This is a genomic window from Burkholderia pyrrocinia (genome assembly GCF_018417535.1).
GTDB classification, from domain to species: Bacteria; Pseudomonadota; Gammaproteobacteria; order Burkholderiales; family Burkholderiaceae; genus Burkholderia; species Burkholderia pyrrocinia_E.
Map to the genome: position 1 here is coordinate 1,254,142 of NZ_CP070979.1, position 21,757 is coordinate 1,275,898.

Consider the following 21,757-nt stretch of genomic DNA (forward strand, 5'->3'; position numbering starts at 1 on the left):
CTTACCCGTCCGGGAGCGGCGATGAACGCGTCGCATCCGAAGCCGTGAGCGCGGGACGGACCTTCCGCAGAGTTGGCCGCCCAGGCACGACGGTCATCGCGCCGCTGTCGGTATGAACGGCGAACGCATATAAAACGTCCGGAAGCGACGAAACAAGTGCGCTATACATCTTTCTCGCCGCATCGGCCATTTTCCGGGGAAGTCAGGAAAAACGCTCATGCTGCGTCAGGACTCGGATGTCTACTCATGTTTCTGGTCGCGGATCGCTCGAAGCACGATCTTGCTTCGAGAAATCGCTCGCCAAGATTCAGCGATTGCTCGCGAGCAAGAGCATCGTGCCACCGCCCCGCGAAAGAACCCGGGTTTTGCGAGGCGACACTGTGCCGGCGTCTAACTGGGGAACCTCATCAGGGCCGTGCGGAGTCGTTTCGTCAGCGCTGGGTCGCAAATGCATTCGACTGGTGTGAGATGGTCCAATGCCGGCACTTTCTGGTGAATCCACTCGCCGTAGCCGGCGCCGACCACTTCGTAGATCACGGTCGCCAGTTCGACATCGCCATTGAGCGATTGCGCGAGATCCTGAACAGCCTGTTTGGACTTTGATTGGCCGAACACGTCGACAAACCGATGCCAACTCGTGTCGCCGGGATAATACTGTTCAAGTTCGTGCATATCGCCATCCTGCAAACGAAATCAGAAGGTAAGCGTGTACAGGAGCGAAGGCGGTTGCGGATGCATTCGCGGCGGGTTTGCGTACGTCCCTTCCCGCATATCGGCAACGAAATCGCTCCGTGGTTGTTGCGGCCCTGACCGCTTGCTGGCCCCGCCTCGGACTCACACCGTCAGGCACGCGCCCGGACGAGAAGCGCGGCTATCGATGGTAAAGACAAAATTCCTGACGTTGCCATGCGCATGGCAGCGTTCTGCGTCTCCCGGATGCCGCTCATGTCAAACGCGCGTTACGGCGTGTCGTTACGTAACGTGCGCGAACGTTGCAGTTGCGCAAACGTTGCACAGGATTATCCCGATTTATTCATACCTTTCGATTTCCGAACATAGGTCATTGGTTTATTGGGAGTTTTCTGCGCCGCAGCAAGAGAATGCGGCTTGTTGGCATGGATCGTGCATTAAATGCCATGTGCCGAAGTAGTTAATAACCATAACGTTAGACCAATCATGAATCGTATCCACATTCCGATATCCGGACGCGACGCGGGGGCGAAGCGGTCGATTCCGGACCTTCAATCGATAAATCGCGTCCATTCGCCAATCCATTCGGGATGGCTCGGGCGCGGCATTTCCGTTGCCATGCCGAACCGTGTTGACACGTCCTTGCGGCGGCCATGCATCGGCGCGGGGGCGTGCGCCTAAGCAACCCGCAGTTCGTCCGTCGTCCGGAATCCTGGCGTGAATTGAACCGTCCGTTCGATAAAGGCGCGTTCGATTTCATATAGGAATGCGAATTTATAGATAAATTCATCGATCGGTTAATGACGTCCGGGATGAATGTTTTCGATGCATCGGGATACCGAGGGCGGAGCATGTCCGCCGTCAGTCGGGAAATGTCCGTCGGCGCGGTGATCGGCGCGAAGCACGGACGGTCGGGTGGGGCCCGGGGGTGATCGCGTGCGGGAAGATCGGATGTTGAGGAGTACATGAAATGAGCACACTCGAGTGCGTCGACAAGTTGCGCCGTGCCGGAGACGACATCGTGCGCTTCGATGATGCATACGGGCGCGTTTGACGGCAAATACGGGCGCCATCGTGCGCCGCCTGGAGAAGAATCATGTTCGGATTTCAGTCGATCATTGCGCGCCTGCTCGATGCACTCGTTGTGGTTCTGGGGGCGGCTGCCGCGTCGCATGTGCGGTTCGATGACGATTCGCTCGGCCGACCGGATGCGATGGTCGTCCCGTTTGTCGCGATGCTGACGCTCGCCGTCTTTCCGGCATTTCAGGTGTATCAGTCATGGCGCGGGCGCTCGTGGATCGCAATGATCAGCCGCATCTGTGCTGCATGGGTCGCCGTGCAGGCATGCAACCTCGTGCTGCTGTTCGCGATGCATCGCGTCGATCAGGTGTCGCGGCTGTGGTTCGTCTACTGGACGGCAATCGCGGGATGCGGATTCGTCGTCGTCCGCCTGGCTGCCTATACGATGCTCGCGCGCGTCAGGCATGCGGGCCTGAATCTCCGCAAGGTGGCGATCGTCGGACACGGCGCGCATGCCGTGCGTGTGATCGAAACGCTTGCGTTGTCCCCGGCAAGCGGGTTTCGCCCCGTCTTGTTCCACGATCCCGCGGGATCGTCCAACGGCATCATCCCGGCAATCGCGGATTTCACCAGGTTCGCCGCGGCGGTGCGTGCCGAAGCCGCGACGGAAATCTGGCTCGCGTTGCCGATCTCCGAGGAACGGACGATCCGGCGCGTGCTGAAGACGTTCGGCGACGATCTGATCAATATCCGCTTCATGCCGGACATGTGCAGCATCGCGTTGCTCGGCGGAACGATGATGGATCTCGTCGGCATGCCGGCGATCAACCTTGTTGCATCGCCGATGTCGCATCGCGCATTGATGCAGAAAGCGCTGTTCGACCGGGTATTCGCGGCAGCGGCGCTCGTCGCGTTGACGCCGCTGCTCGCCATGATCGCGCTGGCGGTCAAGCTGTCGTCCCCGGGCCCGGTGCTGTTTACGCAGTACCGGAAAGGTGCCGATGGCCGGGTGTTCAGGATCTACAAGTTCCGCACGATGCGCGTGCACGCCGAACAGGCCGGCATCGTGCGCCAGGCAACCCGCGGCGACGCGCGCATCACGCGCATCGGCGCGTTCCTGCGTCGCACCAGCCTCGACGAGTTGCCGCAGTTCTTCAACGTGCTGCGCGGCGACATGTCGGTCGTCGGGCCGCGACCGCACGCCATCGAGCACGACGATCTGTACCGGCCGCTCGTCGAGGGATACATCCATCGTTACCGGATCAAGCCGGGCATCACCGGATGGGCGCAGGTCAACGGCTATCGCGGCGAGACGGATCACCTCGACAAGATGGTCGGCCGTGTCCAGCACGATCTCTATTACCTGCGCAACTGGTCCTTCGGGCTCGACATGAAGATTGTCGCCGCCACGGTGCTGAAGGGCTTCGTCCATCCGAACGCGTACTGAGCCCGGCCATGATCGAACGCATTCTGGTCGTCTGCGACGGCAATGCATGCCGCAGCCCGATGGCGAGCGCCATGCTGGCCCGCGCGCTGCCGTCCGTGCAGGTGCGGTGCGCGGGGCTGATCGCGCTGGCCGGCCGGCCGGCCGCGCAGGCCGCGATCGACGTGATGCGCGAACGCGGCTTCGACCTCACGTCGCATATCGCGCAACCGGTGCATCTCGGCCACGTGCGCACATCGCAACTGATCCTCGCGATGACGCTCGTGCAATGTCGCGAGATCGAGCGCCGTTATCCGTTCGCGCGCGGTCGCGTCTTCCAGCTCGACCATGCCGCGAAACGCGATATCGCCGATCCGGTCGGCCAGTCGGCGGAAGTGTTCGATGCCGTGGCGCGCCACATCGAGCGCGCGGTGGCGCACTGGATCGCGCGGATTCCCGCGGCGACCGCATGGGGGCACTGCTGATGCGACACCCTATCGGTCAACTCGCGATGCTCGTCGGCCTGTCGTGTGCATCGGCCGCACACGGCAGTGCCCCGCCGGCGCGCCCTTCGACGAACGTACCGCGGTGGATCGCGGGTCTCGCGGATACCGCGTCCCAAACCTCGAATCCCTGGCGCGGATCGATCGCAAAGCCGGCGGTCGCGTCGGGCGTCGCAGCGCCGGCGGTCGACAACTATGCGCCGCTGCCGATCGAGCGGCAGATGCGAGCGTTGTCGATCGACGCGCCGGGCATGCCGACGGTGCGTCGCACGCGCGGCGCGGCACGCGTCCCGATTCGGCCACGCGGCGGGAACGACAACGCGACAGACGACTGGCCAGGCATGGAGCCGCCCTGGGTCCGTTCGTCATGGTGATCGACCGGGCGGCGCGGGATTGCGGGCGAAACAAGCCGAACCATCACGCGACGAAACGAACACAACCGTGAGCACGATGCCACGGACGAAATTGACGATAGCGCGACACACGAGGCAGCAATGGGCAAATCATTCGACGGTATATCGACAGGAAGCAGACGGGGCCGCGCGCTGGTTCCGCTCGTGCTGTCCGTGTTCCTGACGGCATGCGCCGTCGCGCCCGGCATGCGGATGACCGGCTCGCAGGAGTTGCCGGTGGCCAGTGCGCGCAACGGCGAACCGGCACAGTCGCTCGATGTGCCGATCCGGGAAATCGACGTCAACCTGCTGCAATCGATGCGCGACGATAGCGAAGCGACCGGGCACGTCGACGCGCTGTTGCGTGAGCGCGCGAAGGGCGGTTATCGGATCGGCGCCGGCGACGTGTTGCAGATCACGGTGTGGGATCACCCCGAACTGTCCGCGGCGGCGCCGACGAATCAGTCGTCGTCGGCACAACGGCAGAGCGACCCCGTCAGCGGCTTTGTCGTCGACGAAACCGGCAGCGTGCAGTTTCCTTATGTCGGCACGCTCGCGGTCTCGGGCAGGACGACAACCGAGGTTCGCGATGCGTTCCGCGTCGCGTTGACGCAAACCTTCCGCGACCCGCAGGTCACCGTGCGCGTCACGTCGTACCGCAGCCAGCAGGTCTATGTCGAAGGCGAGGTGCGCAATCCGGGCGTCCAGCCGATCAACGACGTGCCGATGACGCTGATCGAGGCGATCGATCGCGCGGGCGGGCTTCAGCCCACGGCCGATCGAAGCCGCATCGAGCTGATGCGCGGCGACGAGCATTACGTGCTGAACCTGTCTCAGCTCGTCGCACGACGTATCGACCCGGCCCGCATCCTGTTGCGCAACCGGGACGTGCTGCGGGTGCAGTCGCGCGAGGACAACGGCGCGTTCGTCATGGGCGAGGTCGCGAAGCCGACGCTCGCGCTACCGCTTCGCGACGGCTCGTTGACGCTCGGCGATGCGTTGCAGCAAGCCGGCAGCTTCAACAGCGGCACCGCCGACACGGCGCAGGTCTACGTGATTCGCGGGCGCGGCTCGAGTACCCCCGACGTGTTTCATCTCGACGCGAAGTCGCCGGTTGCGATGGTGCTCGCGAACGACTTCAGGCTGGCGCCGAAGGATGTCGTCTATGTCGACGGCAACGGCCTCGTCCGACTCAGCCGCGTGCTGTCGCTGCTGTTGCCCGCGATCAATGCCGGCATGACCGGCGCGCTGGTCGCGAAATGAACCGCCGGAATCCGATCGACACTGGATTTGCCATGACAGACCTTTCCGAAGCACGGCTGTACGACGCGGCGTTGTACGACGATGCACCCCTTTCGTCCTACGTCGACATCGTGCTGGCCCGGTGGCGCCTGGTGCTGGGCATCGCGGCCGGCGTGTTCCTGCTGGGGCTGCTGTATGTGGTATTCGCGACTCCGGTCTATCGGGTCGACGCGACGATCCAGGTCAACGAGTCGACCGCGGCAGGCAATTCGCCGTTGCACGACATCGCGGCGTTGCTCGACAACGGGAGCACGACCGCTGCCGAACTCGAACTCGTGCGCGCGCGCATGGTGATCGACTCGGTCGTCACGAAGCAGCATCTCAACATCATCGCCGAACCGCGCTATTTCCCGTTGATCGGCCGCTGGGTCGCCCGTCGCTATCGGGACGACGGCGTGGCGCAGCCGCTTTGGGGATTGTCCCGGTTTGCATGGGGCGGCGAGCGATTCGATGTCGTCGCGTTCGAGACGGCCGGCAAGAAAAGCCACGACGGCATCGACGTGCTGGACGGGCTCTGGTTCGACGTGACCGCCGAAGGCGGCGGGCGCTACGTGGTCAGGGACGAGGACGATGACGTCGTGCTGAAAGGCGAGGTCGGCGTGCCGGCGCACGGGCAGTACAAGGCGCAGCCGCTGACGCTGCTGGTCGCCGCCCTCGACGCCCGGCCGGGCACGGCGTTTCGGCTCAAGCGCATCCCGCAGCTCGAAGCGGTCTCCCAGCTTCAGGACGATCTGACCGTCGAGGAAAAGGCCAAGCAATCCGGCATCCTGACCGTCACGCTCGAGGGCGACGACCGGTCGCGCATCCGGAACATCCTGCGGGCCGTGGTCGACGGCTACGTCCAGCAAAACAAGGAGTACCGGAGCGAAGAGGCCGCCGCGACGCTGGAATCGCTGAAGAGCAGCATGCCGACGGTCATGAAGGCGCTGAAGGACGCCGAGGACCGGTACGCGGCGTTTCGCGCGCGCACGGGAACGGTCGATCTCGACGAACAGGGCAAGCTGCTGCTCGGTCAGGAAGTGGACATCGAGACGCGCACGCTCGAACTCAAGCAAAAGCGCGTCGACCTGATCGCGCGGTTCGCCGACGGCCATCCGGCCGTACAGGCGCTCGACGCCAACCTGGCGGAGCTGGCGGGCAAGGCGAAGGAACTGAAGGCGCTCGAAGCAAGGTTGCCCGATACGGAGCGGGAGGGTCTTGGCGTGTTGCGTGACGTGCGCGTCAACACCGAGCTGTATACGAACCTGCTGAACACCGGACAACAGCTCGAGATCGCCAGGCGAAGCGAGATCGGCAATGTCCGCGCCGTCGACTTGCCGGTCCTGCCGGTGAAACCCGTCAAGCCCAAGCGCCTGCTGCTGGTTGCGCTGTCGTTGTGTCTCGGGATTGCCCTTGGCGTCGCCGCCCCGTTCGCACAACGGGCGGTATGGGGCCGCGTCGAACATTCCGAGCACCTCGAGCAGGTGCTGGGCGTGCCGGTTTATGCGGTGGTGCCGCACAGTCGGGAGCAGCGACGTCTGGTGCGAGACCAGCAGCGTGCGGGACAGGGCGCGCATGTTCTCGCATCGGAAATTCCGGAGGATGTGACCGTCGACGCGATCCGCAGCCTGCGCACGACGCTGCAGTTCACGATGTCCGAGTCGGGGCACCGCGTGATCATGGTCACGAGCCCGCAGCCCAGTGCGGGTAAATCGTTCCTCTGCGCGAATCTGGCTTCGCTGTTCGCGTCGGGCGGCAAGCGCGTGCTGCTGATCGATGCCGATATTCGCCGCGGTCAGTCGCATCGTCACTTCGGGCTGCCGGCGGCGCCCGGCCTGCCCGACGCGATCGCGAGCGGCGCGCTCGAGCGCGGCGTCCAGAAATCGGCGATCGCCGGCGTCGACGTGCTGGCGCGCGGTGCCGTCGCCCGCACGTCGGAGCTGTTCAACGACGGCCGCTTCAAGTCGCTGCTCGACACGGCATCGCGTCTCTACGACATCGTCATCGTCGATACGGCGCCGATTCTCGCGCTGCACGATGCGGCGACCATCGGCCGCCACGGCGCGACGACGCTGCTGTGCGTCCGGCATGGCCGCAGTTCGATGCCGGAGATCCGCGAGGCAGAGCGTCGCCTGCGCAATGCCGGCATCGCGATCAGCGGCGTCGTGCTGAACGACGTGCCGCGGCGTCAGGCCGTCTACGGCGCGTATGGCGAAGGGAAATACGCGTATGAAACCGAGCACTGAGCCCGCGATTCGCGACATCGCGCCGCTTGCCGCGAGCGACCGTGCGTCGCCCGGCGGCGAGCGGCTCGGTGCGCGCACGGTGCGAAGCCTCGCGTGGGCCCTGGTGCAGGCATGGGGCGGCAAGCTCGTCACGCTCGTCACGTATCTGCTGGTCGCGCGGTGGCTCGGCCCGGCGGACGTCGGGCTTGCGGCCGCGGTCACGCTGTCGCTGTCGCTGGTCCTGATGATCGCCGAGGGTGGCCTGGGCGACGCGCTGGTGCAGCGCGCGTCGCTCGACGACGACGATCTCGAATGGCCGTTCGCGTGCTCGATCGGCATGGCGGTCGTGCTCGCGGCCGCGCTGTTCGTCCTCGCCGGGCGCGTCGAAACGTGGCTGGGCGTACCTGGCCTGGCGCCGTATCTGCGGGTGGCGTGCGCGTTCGTGCCGATCGGCTCGGCGAGCGCGTTCCAGGAGGGGCTGTACAAGCGGCGGCTGGATTTCCGTACGCTGGCGATGCGTCAACTCGTCTCGGTGAGCGTCGCGGGCGCCGTTGCGGTCGCGCTGGCGATTGCGGGCGCCGGTGCGTGGAGCCTGATTGCGCAGGCGGCGACCTTCATGACGATGTCCGCGCTCTGGCTCTGGCGCAGACCGGTCTGGCGTCCGCGCGGCCGCCGGAATGCGACCACGTTCTGGCCCATTGCGCGCTTCGGCGGTCACGTCGTCGCGTCGAGACTGATCGACTGGTGCGCGACGCGAGCGGTGGACCTGATCGTCGTCGCGCTGTACGGCGCGGCCGGGCTGGGCATCTACGCGATCGGCGCGAGGCTGTACCAGACGGCGCTGGAGCTGCTGTGCCGCGCCGCGACCGACGTCGCGCTCGCGGTGCTGTCGCGGGTCGCGCACGACGCCGGGAAAATGGCGGCCACCTACCTCGATGTCACGGGGCTTGCCGCCATGGCCGCGGCGCCGCTGTTCGTCCTGATGGCCGTGTTGAGCCACGACGTCACGATCGTGCTGTTCGGCGCCCGCTGGGCGGATAGCGCCGCGATCATGACGCCGCTGATGGGGCTCGGCGCGATTCAGACGGTCCAGTTCGTCAACGGTGCATTCCTGTCGGCACGCGGCCGGCCGAACGTCACGATGTGGCTGACGGTCGTCAAGCTCGTCCTGGTGCTGGGCGCGATGGCCTGCCTGCCGTCGCACGACGTCGCCGGGCTGGCGTGGCTGTATGTCGGCGCCGTGCTGTTCATCACGCCGCTCAGCTTCGGTGCCGTCGTCGTCGAGCTGTCGGTCGATCCCGGCCGCTTGCTGGGTCGACTGGTGCCGCCGTATCTGATCGCGCTCGGCTGCGCGCTGATCGTATCGCGGCTTGGCGCGCACCTCGGCGGCGTGTCGGTCCTGGTCAGGTTGCCGCTGCTGATCGTCTGCTTCGGCGCCGCTTATGTCGGCGCAACCTGGATGTTGCGCCGTCAGGCCGCCCGGCAAACCGTGTCGATGCTGATCGCATTGCGTGATGCGAGGAAAGGGACATGAGCCGCCTCGCGCTGCAGGTGCCGCGGCCACGCGCGTCGTCGTCCGGTGCGTCGACGATCGGGCCGCAGGTGCGCTTCGACCTCGCGGACGCAGTCTTGCTCGTGCTGCTGCTGCTGAACTCGATCCAGTTCCTGAAGATCGGCGGCGCGCAACTCGGTCAGTTGTTCGCGGTGCTCGTGCTGCCGGTGCTGCTGGTGCGGCGCCGGATCCCCGTCGGCGCGTGGGAAATCTGGGCCTTTGCGTTGTTTGTCGGCGTCGCGTTGTCGACGACCTTCCTGTCCGGCTATCCGCGCTTCAAGGCGATCGAGCAGATCGTGAAATTCATGTTCGTGATGCCGGCGTTCTATTTGATCGGCCGCTATTACGGCGCGCGGGCATGCGTGCGGCCGTTGCCGTTCGGTTATGCCGCGATCGCGGGGTTCCTGGCGTTTCAGTACGCGCTGCAGTATTTCGACGTCTCGGTGCTGTACGAAAAAGTCGACTTCATGCAGAACGCGATTCACGGTTCGTTCAAGGAGCGCAACTGGTTCGCGGCGTTTTTCTTCCTGACCGCCTACGCCTGTTTCCTGCAGTCGCCGCGTCGCATTCCCGACGTCGTGAAGTTCGTTGTGCTCGCCCTCGTCGTGACGCTGCTGAGCGAATCGAAGACGGTGTTGATCGCATGCGCGATCGTGATCCTGCTGCAGGTGCGCGGCCGTTTTTTTGCGAAATTGCTGACGATGGCCGCCGGGGCGGGATTCTACCTGTACATGTTCACACGCGAACTGACCGGCGACCAGCTTCAGGTCCGGCTGCAGCAGGAGCGCGGGCTTGCGTTCACGGAATCGATCAAGCTGGTCGGCCGCGACTGGATCGGTCACGGCTTCGGCTTCGTCGAGCATTACTTCTCGCACTCGGCCGTCGCCGTCCGCGGGCTCGGCGAGGGCACGAGCGCGGTCTTTTGCGCGCCGCTGGATCTGATGCTGGTCGCCGGCCCGATCGGGCTGCTCGCGTGGGCGGTGTTCTTCGCCGGTCTCGGCCAGGGCCGGCGCGCGATGGTCTTGCTCGCGCCGCTCGCGGCATGGTCGCTGATCAACCCGATGCACCAGAGCGAAACCTCATACCTGTTCGTCGGCTATCTCGCGTCGTACGCCTTCGCTCCCCGGGCGGCACGCCGGAAAGCCCGCACTGCGCAGCCCGTCTTGCGGCCCCGATCCATTTCCTCGTCCGGACATACTCGATGAAATTCTCTCTCATCATGGCGACGCTCGGCCGCAGCGACGAGATCGAGCGCATGTTCGATTCGCTGCTGCGGCAGGCCTACGCCGACCTCGAGGTCATCGTCGTCGACCAGAACCCTGACGACCGGGTAGAGCGGATCGTCGACCGGTATCGCGACCGGCTGACGATCGTCCATCTGCGATCCGACAAGGGCAAGTCGCGGGCGACGAACGTCGGCCTGAAGGCCGTGACGGGCGACGTGGTCGGGTTCCCCGACGACGATTGCTGGTATCGGCCCGGGATGCTCCATGCAGTCGCGGCGCGGTTGTCCGCCGACCGGATGCTCGACGGCGTGACGGGCATGAGCATCGACGCCGCGGGCCGGCCGTCGCAGGGGCGGTGGGCGGCCTCGGCGCAGATCGTGAACCGCTTCAACGTGTGGGTGTGCGCGACGTCGTACACGATCTTCCTGCGCCGGTCCGCCGTGCATGCGGCGGGGCAGTTCGACGTGGACCTCGGCGTGGGCGCGACCACGCGCTGGGGAGCGGGGGAAGAAGTCGACTTTCTCGTGCGCGCGTTGCAAGCGGGGTGCCGGATCGACTACGACCCGCATCTGCGCGTCCATCATCCCGAACCGCTCGCCGTGCTCGACGAGCATGCGTATGCGCGCGGAAGGCGCTACAACCGCGGGTTCGGGCATGTGCTGCGCATCAATCGTTATCCGCTCGCCTACGTTCTTTACATGATCGCGCGGCCGGTCGCCGGCTGCCTGCTGTCATGTGTGCGCCGCAATCCCCGGCGTGCGAAGTACTACTGGATCGCCGCGTCGCATCGGCTGCTTGGCTGGATGGATTGAACGATGAGCACGATCTTCTCCGCTTCGACCGAATGCGCCGAGCGCGCCGACCGTGCCGACCGTGCCGATCGCGCGCACCTCACGGTTTATGCCGACACGCGCTGGCCGGTCGGAACCGGCATCCACAACGTGATGGTGGCCTATGCCGAGCGCGCGCCGTCGACCGTCCGCATCGCCCCGCTGCCGGTAGTCGGCGGTGTCGCGCACCCGCTGTCGCCGCTCGCGTTGAGCCGGGCGCTGAGGCGGCTGCCGGCCCGCAACGCCGTGTTCTGGAATCCCGGGTTCGTCCCGGCCGCGTTGCCCGATTTCCCGTCGGTCGTCGTGGTGCACGACCTCACCCATCGCCACTTCTACACGCGCGCGCACCGCTTCTACTACGACACGGTGCTCCGGCCGCTGTACCGGCGTTGCACCGCGATCGTCTGCGTTTCCGAGTTCACGCGCGACGAATTCCTCCGCTGGTCGGGCATGCCGCCGGAGCGCGTTCACGTGATCCACAACGGGACCGACGCTGCGTACCAGCGCAACCGCGACACGCTCGGCTATCCGTTTCCGTACGTGCTCTATCCGGGCAACCGGCGCAACTACAAGAACCTGCATCGCTTGATCGAGGCATTCGGCGCGAGCGGGCTGTTGCCGCTCGGCGTGCGTCTGATGCTGACCGGTGACCCCGACCCGTCGCTGCTTGCGCACGCCGCACTGCACCGATGCGCGGACGGCCTCGTATTCGCGGGGGTATTGCCGAACGATGCGATGCCGAAACTGTACCGGGGTGCACTGTTCGTCGCGTTCGTGTCGCAGTACGAAGGTTTTGGCCTGCCGATCCTCGAAGCGATGGCATCCGACGTACCCGTGCTGACCTCGAGGGTGTCGGCCATGCCGGAAGTGGCGGGTGCCGCCGCGATGCTCGTCGACCCGTTGTCGGTCGTCGACATCGCGGTCGCCATGCGCCGACTCGGCACGGAGGCCGTGTGGCGAGACGCGCTCGTCGCGCGAGGCCGGGAGCAGATCCGCCGGTTCGACTGGGACACATCGGCACGCAAGTTCTGGCGACTCGTCGAGCAGGTCGGCGCGTCGGCATGACGCGCACGTCAACGCACAGAGCCGGGCAAACCGGCCGACACAATCCACCACGGCGCGGGGTATCACGATGGAAACCGAAGGAAGCATCAGCGTCATCGTCGTCAATTACGGCACGCCCGACCTGACGATACGATGTGTGGCGTCATTGACGTCGTTACGCGTCGCACTCGCCGACGACATCGTCGTCGTCGAGAATGCGTCGCCGGACGATTCGTACACGCGATTGCGACACGCATTGCCGCGCGGCGTCAGGCTGCTGCGCGCCGCCTGCAATCGCGGTTTCGGCTCCGGCGTGAACTTCGGCATGGCCGCCTGTCGACGCGACTACGTGCTGGTGGTCAATCCCGATACGCATTTCAGCGAGAACGGGCTGGCGAAAGTGCTGGAGCTGTTCGAGACACGACCGGAGGCCGGGCTCGTCGGGCTCGATCTGCAGTATCCCGACGGCCGGCGCCAGTACTCGGCGCGACGGTTCTACAGCTGGCTCGACATCGTCGCGCGACGCACCGCGCTCGGCCGCTCGGGCCGCTTTCGTGCGCGGATGAACCAGCACCTGATGATCGATGCATGGTCGTGCGGCAACCCGTTCGATGCCGAATGGGTGATGGGAACGGGATTCGTGGTGCGACGCGACATGTTCGAGTCGCTCGGCGGTATGGACGAATCGTATTTCCTGTACATGGAGGATGTCGATCTGTGCGCGCGGACCTGGCTGGCCGGCTATCGGGTGCTCGGCATGCCGGGCGTCACGCTCGTGCACGATCATCAACGACAGTCGGCGGCAAGCCCCGTGTCGCGAGCGGGACGGCATCATCTGCGCAGCCTGTGGCGGTTCTACCGCAAGTTCCACGTGCCGTTGTCGTTGCCGCCCGGCGTCTCGCGGATCGCACGGCAATGAGGCCAGCGTCGCCGGTTCGTGTCGTCGTGCGTGCCGCGGCTGTCGCGTTGTGCGCGATGATCGCGCGCGGCGGCGCTTGCGCGCAGCCGGTGCGGCTGCCGCACGACGCGAAGGTCGTCGCCGGCAACCCGTCGGGGTCGGCACCGCGCGTGCTGCTCGCGCAGGATCGCGTCGCGCGCTACATCGTTCGCGCCGGTGCGACGGATGCCGTGACGCGCCATGCGGCGGACGAGATTGCCGACTACCTGTCGCGGATCAGCGGCGCGTCGTTCGCCGTGTCGGACGACGGGCAAGACCGGACGCCGGCCATTGTCGTCGGCGGCGCGCATGCGGCGGAACAATGCCGGTCGGCAAGCGCGGCGCCGCTCGGTGGCGACGGCTTCGTCATCTGCCGCAGCGGCGACGACCTCGTCGTGGCCGGCGACACCCCGCGCGGCACGCTGTTCGGCGCGTACTGGTGGCTCGACCGCAAGCTCGGCGTGAAGTGGCTCGCGCCCGATGCGACCGAGGTGCCGCAACAGGCCGAGCTGCGTGTCGACACGGCACCCGTCCGGCAGGTTCCGCGCTTCGCGTATCGGGAGGTGTTGAGCGCGGAAGGGGAGGACAAGCCGTTCCGCGCGCATAACCTGCTGAACGGCGAGTCGCACGGCACGTCGTATCGCGCTTCCCCGCCCGGTATCGACATGTGGGATCGCAGCTGGCTCGCGCGGGACGGCGATGCCGATTTCTGGACGCTCGTGCCGCACGACCGGTATGCGACCGCACATCCCGCCTGGTATGCCGGCGGGCAACTCGCGATGATGTCGGCCGACGTCCGCGCCACCATGGCGGCCGAGATCGTGAGGCGCCTGAAGCGGCAACCCGACCCGGCCCGCATCTGGTTCGGCATCCGCGACATGGACTGGGGCTGGGACCTGGACACGGCCAGCCGCGCGTTTGCCGACGCGCATGGCGGTGCGCCGTCGGCGGCTTTTCTCGATATGGTGCGGGACGTGTCGGCGCGGGTCCGGGAGGCGGTTCCCGGCGCGCGTGTCGCGATGCCGGCCTATCACTGGGGCTTCACGCCGCCGGACGGCATGCAGGTACCGGATCACGTTCGCGTGTATCCGATGACGATCCAGGTCGACTACAGCGTCGCGCTGAACGAGGACCGCAACGCGCCGCTGCGCGACGGTCTGCGCAAATGGAACGACATCGCGCGGCACGTCACCGTGTGGGATCACGTCGTGAACTTCGGCGGCTACCTCCAGCCGACGCCGAATCTCTATCCGATCGGCCGCAGCATCGCGTGGCTGGCCACGTTGCCGAACGTCGACGGCTACTTCGCGGAAGGCGACTGGCAGTCGCGCGGCGGCGAATTTGCGAGCCTGCGCGTGTGGTTGATCGCACGACTGCTCTGGACGCCGACCGCGGACCCGCGCACGCTCGTCCGCGAATATTGCGACGCCTATTACGGCGCGGCTGCGCCGGCCGTCGTGCGCTACATCGATCGCATGCATGCCGCGCTGCGCGCGAGCGGCGACGTGCTGGCCGAACAGACGCCGGTCGGCATGGCGATGTACACGTACGACTTCGTTCGCCAGTCGGAACGGGATTTCGATGCGGCCGCCCGTGCGGTCGACGGGGATACCGTGCGTAGCGCGCGTGTCCGCCAGGCACGCATGCCGCTCGATTTCGTGATCCTGGCACTGCGCGACCGCTACGCGGCGCGCGCCGCGCAGGAGGGCTGGGACCTCGATATTCGCGGGCGGCGCGCGCGCTTCGACGCGGCGATCTCGGCCGCGGGTGTTCGTCAGTACCGGCAAAGCGGCAATCTCGCGGCACTCGGCGCATTGCTCGATATCGACCGGCATCCCGTCGTTCCGCCGTCGCTCGTGGCGGGTCTTGCCGACAGCGACTGGCGCGCGATCGATGTTTCGCGCGTGAATCTCTACGACAGCGCGCGCGTGGTGGCCGACCCCGGCGCGCTGGACGGCGCCGCGATCGCGATACGCGGCGATTCGGGCGTCTGGGCAGTCCAGTTCAAGCTCGACAAGCTGCCGCGCGACGGGCGCTGGGATCTCTATGCATCGGTGCGTGTGCCGGAAGGCGGCGGTGCGGGCGCTGCGGCCGTGCGGGTGGGGGCCTACCCGCCGATGACGCTGCGCACCGACACGCCGGCGCGCACACTCGACGACGCGCGATTCGAGTGGCTGCCCGTCCCGGGCGGCCCGTTTGCGTATGACGCCGATCACGAGAAGGGCATTTATGTCCACGGAGTCGGATTCGCGCGGGGTCAGTCCGTGCGCGTCGGCCCCTTCGTCGCCATTCGTCACCGTGCGCCGGGCGGCACGCTGCCGTCGATTCCGCTCAAAGGAAACGCCTCATGAAAGTTGCCATCGTTTCGCCCATTCCGTTGTTTCCCGTCAATGCCGGCAACCGCAGTCGCGTCCTGAATCTCGCGCGGGCGGTCAAATCGCTCGGCTGCGACGTGCATTTCGTCTATCTGGAATCGCGCCAGACGGGAGGCATGGACCTTGACGCGCATCGCCGGGAGTTCGGTGCCGAGCGCGTGTCGATATTGCGCCGCGCGGGCCTGGCGCTGGCGCTGTATCGCGCCAAGCGGGTGGCCTGGCTGGTGCGTCGTCTCGCCGCGAAAGCGGCCGGCAGTCGACATGCGTACTACACGGGGCTCGACGAATTGTTCAGCGAGCGCTTTACCGCACAATTGCGCGCGCTGCAGCACTACCACGCATTCGATGCCGTGTTCGTCGAATACGTGTTCTATTCGCGCGCGCTCGATGCGTTTCCGGATACGGTCGTCAAGGTCATCGATACGCACGACATCTTTGCGGACCGACATGTTCCGTTCATCGGCCGCCCCGGTGCGAAGCGCTACATGTTTTCGATTCCGCCGCAACGGGAGTGCGACGGATTGCGCCGCGCGCATGTCGCGCTGGCCATCCAGGCCGACGAGGGCGACCTGCTGGCGGCGCGCCTCGGCAGCGGCGACGCCCCGGAGGTCGCGGTGCTGAGTCACCTGCTGGCGTTTCCGCCGCAGGTGGACTGTGCCGGGCATGCCGACGCGACCTTCCTCGGCAGCGACAACCAGCCGAATCGCGACGCCGTCAAATACTTCGTCGACGAGATCCTGCCGCGTATCGTGGCGCGGCTGCCGGCGTTTCGCGTGCATCTCGCCGGCACGATCGCGTCGGCCGTCCCTGACGGGCCGCACATCGTCAAGCACGGCCCCGTCGCCGAGCTGGGCGACGCATTCGCGATCGCACCGATCTCGATCAATCCGATGCTGCTCGGCACGGGCATCAACATCAAGCTGCTCGAAAGCATGGCGCTCGGCGTGCCGATCGTCAGCACCCGGACGGGCGCGCGCGGCCTCGGCGAGCATGACCTGCGCGGGGTGACCGTCGTGCGGGACGGCGATTCGCAGGGCTTTTCGGATGCGGTCGTCCAGCTCGCGACGGATCGCGCGCATCGTATCGCCCAGGGTGCGGCGGCGCGCGATGCCGCGCGAGCCTGGCACGAAACGCAGCTTCGCGTGCTTCGCGACACGCTCCGGCGGCGGCGGCCGGCCGCCGCACCGGCCTGACGGATGCATCCGTCGAAACCATCGAATCACCCAGGGGAATCGAACATGTCGAAACTGGCCGGTCTGAAACAACGGCTTCGCGTGTGGTTGTATGTGAAGCGATTGACCATGCAGTGGCGTCGCGAGGCTGCACGAGGCGCTGCAGACAACGACGGCGCATCCGGCGCCCATCTGCTGATCTTGCCGTGCGATCCGTGGACGCTGGTCGGCTCGAAAGGCGATGAAGCGATGCTGCGCGCGGTCGTCGAGCGGTTGCGACAGGCGAACAGCGCGTTGAAGGTGTCGGTCGTCACGGCCACGCCGGGGGCGGCAGATGCCGCGGCACAGCTTGGCTTGCGTGCGGTCGACGCGTGGAACGAGCCATGGCGCCTGATGGACACGGTCGAACGGCTTGCCGCGTTGCGACCCAGTGCGGTGGTCGTCATCGGCGCCGACGTGATGGACGGCTACTATTCGCCCATGACGTCGCTGCGGTTGCTGGCAACGGCGGATCTGCTGGTCAGGCGCGGCGTGCACGGCACGATTCTCGGCTTCAGCTTCAACCGCTTGCCGTACAGGCAGTTGAGGCATGCATTCAATCGAATCGACGCGCGGCTGCTGGTCAACGTCCGCGACGGCGTTTCGCTCGATCGATTCAGGCGATTCAGTTCGGCGAGCGCGGAGCTCGTGGCGGATTCCGCCTTCATGCTTCAGCCGGACGACTCGTCCGATTGCGTCAGGGGCACGGCGGCGTGGGTCGAATCGCGCCGCGCGGCCGGCGACATCGTGATCGCATTCAACCTTCACCCGATGCTGATCCGCCGGGCCAGCGACGACGATATCGCCGCGCTGGTCGCGTCGGCGCAGGCAGCCATTCGCGAACTCGCGGAGCATCGTCGGGTCAGCATCGTCCTGCTGTCCCACGACTATCGCGGTCGGGACGGCGACGATACCTGTCTCGAGCCGCTGCATCACGCATTGGCCGCGGCGATGGGCGAGCGGCTTTGCTACCCGCGCGCCAGGATGTCGGCGGCGGAACTGAAGGCCATTTCAGGGCAGGTGGACGGCGTGGTAACCGGGCGCATGCATCTGGCGATCGCCAGTCTTGGCATGGGTGTGCCTGTCGCGGCGCTGACCTATCAGGACAAGTTCCAGGGGCTCTTCAGTCATTTCGGGCTGTCGGACGCCTTCTTGCTGAAGCCCGAGGAAGCGATGCGCTCCGCTCATCTGGCGGCGGTACTGGACCGGTTCGTGTCGGAGCTTCCGCAACTGCGCAACCAGGTGCATGCCGCGCTGCCGCGCGTAAAGGAAGCGTCATGCAGGAACCTGCGCGGAGTGATCCATGCGATCCGGCCTTCGTGAGCGGTGTCCACGATATTTTTCCTGCATTCGCAGCTGCGCCGCATTCTTCCAGAGGCATCGTTTCACATGCGGAATCCAAACGAAGACCCGGCTGATCCCGACCGTTCGGGTCTCAAGAAAAAAGCGAATTATCGTGCGCCGGCGCTCGAGAAGGGTCTCGATATTCTCGAGTTGCTCGTCGATCGCCAGTTCGGGATGGCGCAGGCGGACATTTGTCGCGCGTTGAAGCGCAGCCGGAGCGAACTGTATCGCATGATCCAGGTGCTCGAGGATCGCGGTTACATCTACAGGGTGGATCGTTACGACCGTTACGCGCTGACCATGAAGCTTTACTTTCTCGGACAGCATCACGCGCCGACACGATCGATCGGCGCGCTTGTCACGCCGCTCCTGCAGCAGTTCGCATTGCAGACTGTCCAGTCGTGTTACCTGACGGTATTCGATGGCGACACGATGGTTGTTATCGCAACGGTTGGCGCTGAAACGGAATGGAACATCGCGGTCCGGGTCGGCACGCGCGTTCCGCTGCACGGCAGTGCCGCGGGAGAGATGTACCTGGCGTTTCAGAACGAAGACGTACGAACGCGATTGCTCCGGAACATCGGGCCCGATGTCGAGTCGTGGAACCAGCCGCGCAGCGATGAAGCATTGCTGACCCATCGGGGCGACGGCTATATCTGCCGCCCGAACGAACGCATTCCCGGCATCACGGATATCGCAACGCCGATCGTCGACAAGTCGGGCTCGGCAATCGCGATCCTCACGTGCCCATACCTGGCGCTATCGGGAGAAGCCGGGGGGATGTCGATCAAGCAGATCGGCGTCGCGCTGTGCGAAACGGCTCAACGCATCTCCGCGACGGTCGATCAGCGGTTCATGCAATCCGCCGTCGAGATGCCGTCGCGTGAGCCGGCGCGGAGTGTGCGTCGGGCGGGGTGAAGGAATCGCGGGGAGTTGTACGACATGGCACCCGTGCGTGCGATAACGCGTGACGTGGGGTGGGGCGATTCAGGTTTCCGCGCCCGGACGATGGAAATGGAATCTCAAGGGCCGGAACGAAAAGCCTCGCCGGTATTGGCTCCCGGCACCCGCACCGTCACCATCGCAGCTCCTTGCGGCATGCCGGGCAGCGGCGGTGCGCCACCGCAATGCCGATGCGCGCGCGATCGACGATGCGCCGCCCGTTCCTCCGTAGCGAAAAAACTTCGATTGCTTATGGAAATGGACAGTCGCATGTGCTATGCACGGATTCAAGAATGAAACGTGTCGAAGGATGCAAACCCGTATCGCGCAAACCGGAAAGTATTCATAGGATAGGTAAACCGCGCGCGCATGCCGCGGCGATCGACATCGATACGGGGTGTCGATGGCGCCTGGAACCTGGATGGTGACGTTTGGTGGCGGCCGCGATGCATCGAGACAGGCGCGCGGCCGATCGCGATTGCCCGATCCAGGTCGGTTTGTTTTTACGGGGGGCAGCATGGTGAACTGGATCAGCCGTTGGGCGATGCGTCACGCCCCGACGCCGGAAAAAGCCGCCGCGTCGATGCTGGTGACTGCACGCATGGAATTGTTCGCTGCCGAGCAGCGTGTCATCGATGCGAAATTGCGAGCAAGCTACTGGAGCACGCGCGTTGCGTTTCTCGAAGAAGTGCAGCAGCAGGGCATCGATCCTTGGGTACACGCGCTGCCGTCGCCACAACCTGAACCCGAGTTCACTCCGCTTGGCGCGGGCCCGCGTCTCGCCGCCGGCACCTGACGGCCATACGCTGCGTGATCGCTCGCGTTTTCTCGTAAAGTCGATCCGGTAAATCCGGATCGATCAGTCTGGACGCTGGTGGCGGACGTCGCGAAAAATGCGCCCGCCGGCTCCGAGGCCGCCAGCGTGCCGCTGGATTCGGCGATTGCCGCCAAACGCGCTTTGCGAAATACTGCAACGAACTGGCCAACAGGCGGTCCAGGTCGCCCAAAGCAACCTCGACTCGCCGCGATAGCAACCTCGACGTCCACCCGGCGCGCTGTCGAGCCGGCGGCGCAGGCCACCAAGCGGTGATGACTGACGGTCGTTGGAGAGGTGGTCAGGCGTGAACGCTCGCGGCTAGCGCAATGAGGCGCCAGGGGTGCCGGCGCCTGCAGATCGCGACGCGGTTCGATCCTCTGGTCTGTTGCCATTGTTATTGCTGGAGCGTGCCGGAATGGGAAAACACTCTGATGTTCGCTTCCGTTTTGCTTTCGTCGCCGCCGTTGGCCTGGCTGCTGCGGGCTTTGCGAATGCCGACGAAGGCGCGCCGAGCCCGTCGAGTGGGCTCGGCCCGGGGCAACGCACACTCGACGCATATGCCGTTTATGGCAATGGCCGTGCGAGCGAGGGCGGCAACATGCACTGGCGCGCTTACGAAATCGGCTTTGGCCAGGCACTGAACGATTACGCGTCGGTTTTCGTCGCCTACCTGAACGAAGGCCATCCGACGGACAACCATCGCGACGGTTTCGCGCTGCTCGGCGCGGCGCGCTTGCCGCTTGGCGGGAGAACGGCGCTCGAGTTTGCGGCGGGCCCGTATTTCAGCATGAACACGACACACGTCGGTGATGGGGCGCGCAACGAAAAGCGTCTCGGGATCCGCGCGTCGGCTGCGTTGCGTTACGAGCTCACGCCCAATGGCATCTACCTCAAGGCGCAGTACAACCGTGTTCAGATGGCGGGCGGCCACTCATCCGATGCGGTGCTGTTCGGCATCGGCTCGGGATTCGGCGGCGACCCTCATCCGTCGCTTTCCGACGGCAGGACTCAGCTGAGCGTCTGGGCCGGAACGTCGCAAACGAACCGGCCGAGGGTTCCAATCCAGAAGGGTTACCTGGTCGAGCTCAAACGGCCGATCGGCAATGCCTGGGCATATTCGGCAAGCTTCGTGTACGAGGGCGTCAACGACGTCGCTGCCAGAAGGGGCGTCGCAGCCCAATTCTGGTACGTTGCGCCGATCTTGAGCAGATGGAGTCTCAGTGCCGGAATCGGCCCCTATGTTGCATACGACAAGAGTGCGCCGTCTAACCGGATGAAGCTTGCTGCGCTTTTCAGCGCACAGGTCGGCTATGAATTTACCAAGGACTGGACTGCGAATCTTCGCTTCAACCGTGTCGCGACCGGCAACAACACGGACCAGGACATGTTCATGGTCGGATTGGCCCACAATTTCTGAGGCAGGGTTGCCGTGCAGGAATCCTGATGATTCTGCTGACTTCGCGTCAGCGAGGGGCCGACCGCCGGCACCGGGCAACCGACGAGTGACCGGGCGTTCGCGAGGATCGTTGCTTCCGAAACGGACGCATCGGAGTATTTGCGGCGTTCAACGAAAGCGGTGCGAAAGTACTACAAGGGCGTCCCCGGTCTTTGCTCGAGCGGCGGGTCGTTACTATTCGCGATGCTCGTGCTCGTGCATGTGTTCGTGCTCGCGCCACGGATCACGTTCACGCGGATGACGATGCCTCCATTCGTCGTGCTCCCAGTAGCGTTGGCCGTCCCAGTAGCGGTCGCCGTGCATGCCGAGCGTGATCGACACGCCGGGCGCCGGGGCGGTAGATGGCTCTTCGTACCTCGGTTGCGGTGCAACGTAGCCTTGTGCAAAGGTCGGGCCGGCCACGAGGAGTGTGCCGCCTGCCACGAGTGTCGCCAGAATCCGGCGTATTGCAATTTCCATGGGCTTCATCGGGTTGTCCTCCGTCGAATA

The 21,757-nt window shown here is 65.5% G+C and carries 18 protein-coding genes; 16 read left to right on the forward strand and 2 right to left on the reverse strand.

What is annotated here, in order from left to right; translation table 11 throughout:
- Window positions 1-390: 390 nt before the first annotated feature.
- On the reverse strand, window positions 391-672 hold the full coding sequence (locus JYG32_RS38535) for a hypothetical protein (RefSeq protein ID WP_213267874.1): 282 nt from the start codon (window positions 670-672) through the stop codon (window positions 391-393).
- A 1,114-nt stretch (window positions 673-1,786) separates the two neighbouring features.
- On the opposite strand from JYG32_RS38535, the gene JYG32_RS38540 reads away from it, so the two are divergent.
- From JYG32_RS38540 to JYG32_RS38610, 16 genes are all read left to right on the forward strand, one after another.
- Entirely contained in the window at window positions 1,787-3,157 is a 1,371-nt protein-coding gene (locus JYG32_RS38540; protein ID WP_213267875.1) for an undecaprenyl-phosphate glucose phosphotransferase, read from the forward strand.
- 8 nt (window positions 3,158-3,165) lie between these two features.
- Window positions 3,166-3,618, forward strand: coding sequence for a protein tyrosine phosphatase (locus JYG32_RS38545; protein WP_213267876.1), 453 nt, complete (start codon window positions 3,166-3,168; stop codon window positions 3,616-3,618).
- A gap of 26 nt (window positions 3,619-3,644) precedes the next feature.
- Window positions 3,645-4,010 (forward strand): hypothetical protein, encoded by a 366-nt coding sequence (locus tag JYG32_RS38550; protein WP_213267877.1) that lies wholly within the window; start codon window positions 3,645-3,647, stop codon window positions 4,008-4,010.
- Between the two features lie 120 nt (window positions 4,011-4,130).
- Window positions 4,131-5,291, forward strand: coding sequence for a polysaccharide biosynthesis/export family protein (locus JYG32_RS38555; RefSeq protein WP_213267878.1), 1,161 nt, complete (start codon window positions 4,131-4,133; stop codon window positions 5,289-5,291).
- Between the two features lie 32 nt (window positions 5,292-5,323).
- The gene (locus tag JYG32_RS38560) at window positions 5,324-7,555 is read left to right on the forward strand and encodes a polysaccharide biosynthesis tyrosine autokinase (protein WP_213267879.1); all 2,232 of its coding nucleotides are present in this window, start codon (window positions 5,324-5,326) and stop codon (window positions 7,553-7,555) included.
- Window positions 7,539-9,068: an oligosaccharide flippase family protein gene (locus JYG32_RS38565; RefSeq protein ID WP_174381485.1), complete on the forward strand. Its 1,530-nt coding sequence runs from the start codon at window positions 7,539-7,541 to the stop codon at window positions 9,066-9,068. The genes JYG32_RS38560 and JYG32_RS38565 overlap by 17 nt, the downstream gene beginning before the upstream one ends.
- Window positions 9,065-10,291, forward strand: a complete 1,227-nt coding sequence (locus JYG32_RS38570) for a hypothetical protein (protein ID WP_249744935.1) — start codon at window positions 9,065-9,067, stop codon at window positions 10,289-10,291. The genes JYG32_RS38565 and JYG32_RS38570 overlap by 4 nt, the downstream gene beginning before the upstream one ends.
- The gene (locus JYG32_RS38575; protein ID WP_174381486.1) at window positions 10,288-11,124 is read left to right on the forward strand and encodes a glycosyltransferase family 2 protein; all 837 of its coding nucleotides are present in this window, start codon (window positions 10,288-10,290) and stop codon (window positions 11,122-11,124) included. Before JYG32_RS38570 ends, JYG32_RS38575 begins: the two co-directional genes overlap by 4 nt.
- A 3-nt stretch (window positions 11,125-11,127) precedes the next feature.
- Window positions 11,128-12,207 carry a glycosyltransferase family 4 protein gene (locus JYG32_RS38580; protein WP_213267880.1) on the forward strand — a complete coding sequence of 360 codons (1,080 nt, stop codon included), beginning with the start codon at window positions 11,128-11,130 and terminating at the stop codon, window positions 12,205-12,207.
- A 67-nt stretch (window positions 12,208-12,274) separates the two neighbouring features.
- Window positions 12,275-13,105: a glycosyltransferase family 2 protein gene (locus JYG32_RS38585; RefSeq protein ID WP_174381488.1), complete on the forward strand. Its 831-nt coding sequence runs from the start codon at window positions 12,275-12,277 to the stop codon at window positions 13,103-13,105.
- Window positions 13,102-15,474 (forward strand): DUF4838 domain-containing protein, encoded by a 2,373-nt coding sequence (locus tag JYG32_RS38590; RefSeq protein WP_249744936.1) that lies wholly within the window; start codon window positions 13,102-13,104, stop codon window positions 15,472-15,474. The genes JYG32_RS38585 and JYG32_RS38590 overlap by 4 nt, the downstream gene beginning before the upstream one ends.
- On the forward strand, window positions 15,471-16,691 hold the full coding sequence (locus JYG32_RS39410; RefSeq protein WP_249744937.1) for a glycosyltransferase: 1,221 nt from the start codon (window positions 15,471-15,473) through the stop codon (window positions 16,689-16,691). The genes JYG32_RS38590 and JYG32_RS39410 overlap by 4 nt, the downstream gene beginning before the upstream one ends.
- Before the next feature lie 45 nt (window positions 16,692-16,736).
- Window positions 16,737-18,032: a polysaccharide pyruvyl transferase family protein gene (locus JYG32_RS39415; protein WP_249744938.1), complete on the forward strand. Its 1,296-nt coding sequence runs from the start codon at window positions 16,737-16,739 to the stop codon at window positions 18,030-18,032.
- A 3-nt stretch (window positions 18,033-18,035) separates the two neighbouring features.
- Window positions 18,036-18,971, forward strand: a complete 936-nt coding sequence (locus JYG32_RS38600) for an IclR family transcriptional regulator (RefSeq protein WP_249744939.1) — start codon at window positions 18,036-18,038, stop codon at window positions 18,969-18,971.
- Between the two features lie 541 nt (window positions 18,972-19,512).
- Window positions 19,513-19,791 carry a hypothetical protein gene (locus JYG32_RS38605; RefSeq protein WP_213267881.1) on the forward strand — a complete coding sequence of 93 codons (279 nt, stop codon included), beginning with the start codon at window positions 19,513-19,515 and terminating at the stop codon, window positions 19,789-19,791.
- A 436-nt stretch (window positions 19,792-20,227) separates the two neighbouring features.
- Complete coding sequence (locus JYG32_RS38610; RefSeq protein ID WP_213267882.1) at window positions 20,228-21,229, forward strand: hypothetical protein; 1,002 nt, start codon at window positions 20,228-20,230, stop codon at window positions 21,227-21,229.
- Window positions 21,230-21,442: 213 nt separating this feature from the next.
- On the opposite strand, the gene JYG32_RS38615 is transcribed toward JYG32_RS38610, so the two are convergent.
- Window positions 21,443-21,736 carry a hypothetical protein gene (locus JYG32_RS38615; protein WP_213267883.1) on the reverse strand — a complete coding sequence of 98 codons (294 nt, stop codon included), beginning with the start codon at window positions 21,734-21,736 and terminating at the stop codon, window positions 21,443-21,445.
- Between the last annotated feature and the right edge of the window lie 21 nt (window positions 21,737-21,757).

What these genes read in the sequence shown, in the direction of transcription:
- JYG32_RS38540 (WP_213267875.1), top strand. Translation starts at nt 1,787, where the DNA reads ATGTTCGGATTTCAGTCGATCATTGCGCGCCTGCTCGATGCACTCGTT.
- JYG32_RS38580 (WP_213267880.1), top strand. Translation starts at nt 11,128, where the DNA reads ATGAGCACGATCTTCTCCGCTTCGACCGAATGCGCCGAGCGCGCCGAC.
- JYG32_RS38545 (WP_213267876.1), top strand. Translation starts at nt 3,166, where the DNA reads ATGATCGAACGCATTCTGGTCGTCTGCGACGGCAATGCATGCCGCAGC.
- JYG32_RS39415 (WP_249744938.1), top strand. Translation starts at nt 16,737, where the DNA reads ATGTCGAAACTGGCCGGTCTGAAACAACGGCTTCGCGTGTGGTTGTAT.
- JYG32_RS38560 (WP_213267879.1), top strand. Translation starts at nt 5,324, where the DNA reads ATGACAGACCTTTCCGAAGCACGGCTGTACGACGCGGCGTTGTACGAC.
- JYG32_RS38550 (WP_213267877.1), top strand. Translation starts at nt 3,645, where the DNA reads ATGCTCGTCGGCCTGTCGTGTGCATCGGCCGCACACGGCAGTGCCCCG.
- JYG32_RS38565 (WP_174381485.1), top strand. Translation starts at nt 7,539, where the DNA reads ATGAAACCGAGCACTGAGCCCGCGATTCGCGACATCGCGCCGCTTGCC.
- JYG32_RS38605 (WP_213267881.1), top strand. Translation starts at nt 19,513, where the DNA reads ATGGTGAACTGGATCAGCCGTTGGGCGATGCGTCACGCCCCGACGCCG.
- JYG32_RS39410 (WP_249744937.1), top strand. Translation starts at nt 15,471, where the DNA reads ATGAAAGTTGCCATCGTTTCGCCCATTCCGTTGTTTCCCGTCAATGCC.
- JYG32_RS38535 (WP_213267874.1), bottom strand. Translation starts at nt 672, where the DNA reads ATGCACGAACTTGAACAGTATTATCCCGGCGACACGAGTTGGCATCGG.
- JYG32_RS38570 (WP_249744935.1), top strand. Translation starts at nt 9,065, where the DNA reads ATGAGCCGCCTCGCGCTGCAGGTGCCGCGGCCACGCGCGTCGTCGTCC.
- JYG32_RS38590 (WP_249744936.1), top strand. Translation starts at nt 13,102, where the DNA reads ATGAGGCCAGCGTCGCCGGTTCGTGTCGTCGTGCGTGCCGCGGCTGTC.
- JYG32_RS38610 (WP_213267882.1), top strand. Translation starts at nt 20,228, where the DNA reads ATGGGAAAACACTCTGATGTTCGCTTCCGTTTTGCTTTCGTCGCCGCC.
- JYG32_RS38555 (WP_213267878.1), top strand. Translation starts at nt 4,131, where the DNA reads ATGGGCAAATCATTCGACGGTATATCGACAGGAAGCAGACGGGGCCGC.
- JYG32_RS38575 (WP_174381486.1), top strand. Translation starts at nt 10,288, where the DNA reads ATGAAATTCTCTCTCATCATGGCGACGCTCGGCCGCAGCGACGAGATC.
- JYG32_RS38615 (WP_213267883.1), bottom strand. Translation starts at nt 21,736, where the DNA reads ATGAAGCCCATGGAAATTGCAATACGCCGGATTCTGGCGACACTCGTG.
- JYG32_RS38585 (WP_174381488.1), top strand. Translation starts at nt 12,275, where the DNA reads ATGGAAACCGAAGGAAGCATCAGCGTCATCGTCGTCAATTACGGCACG.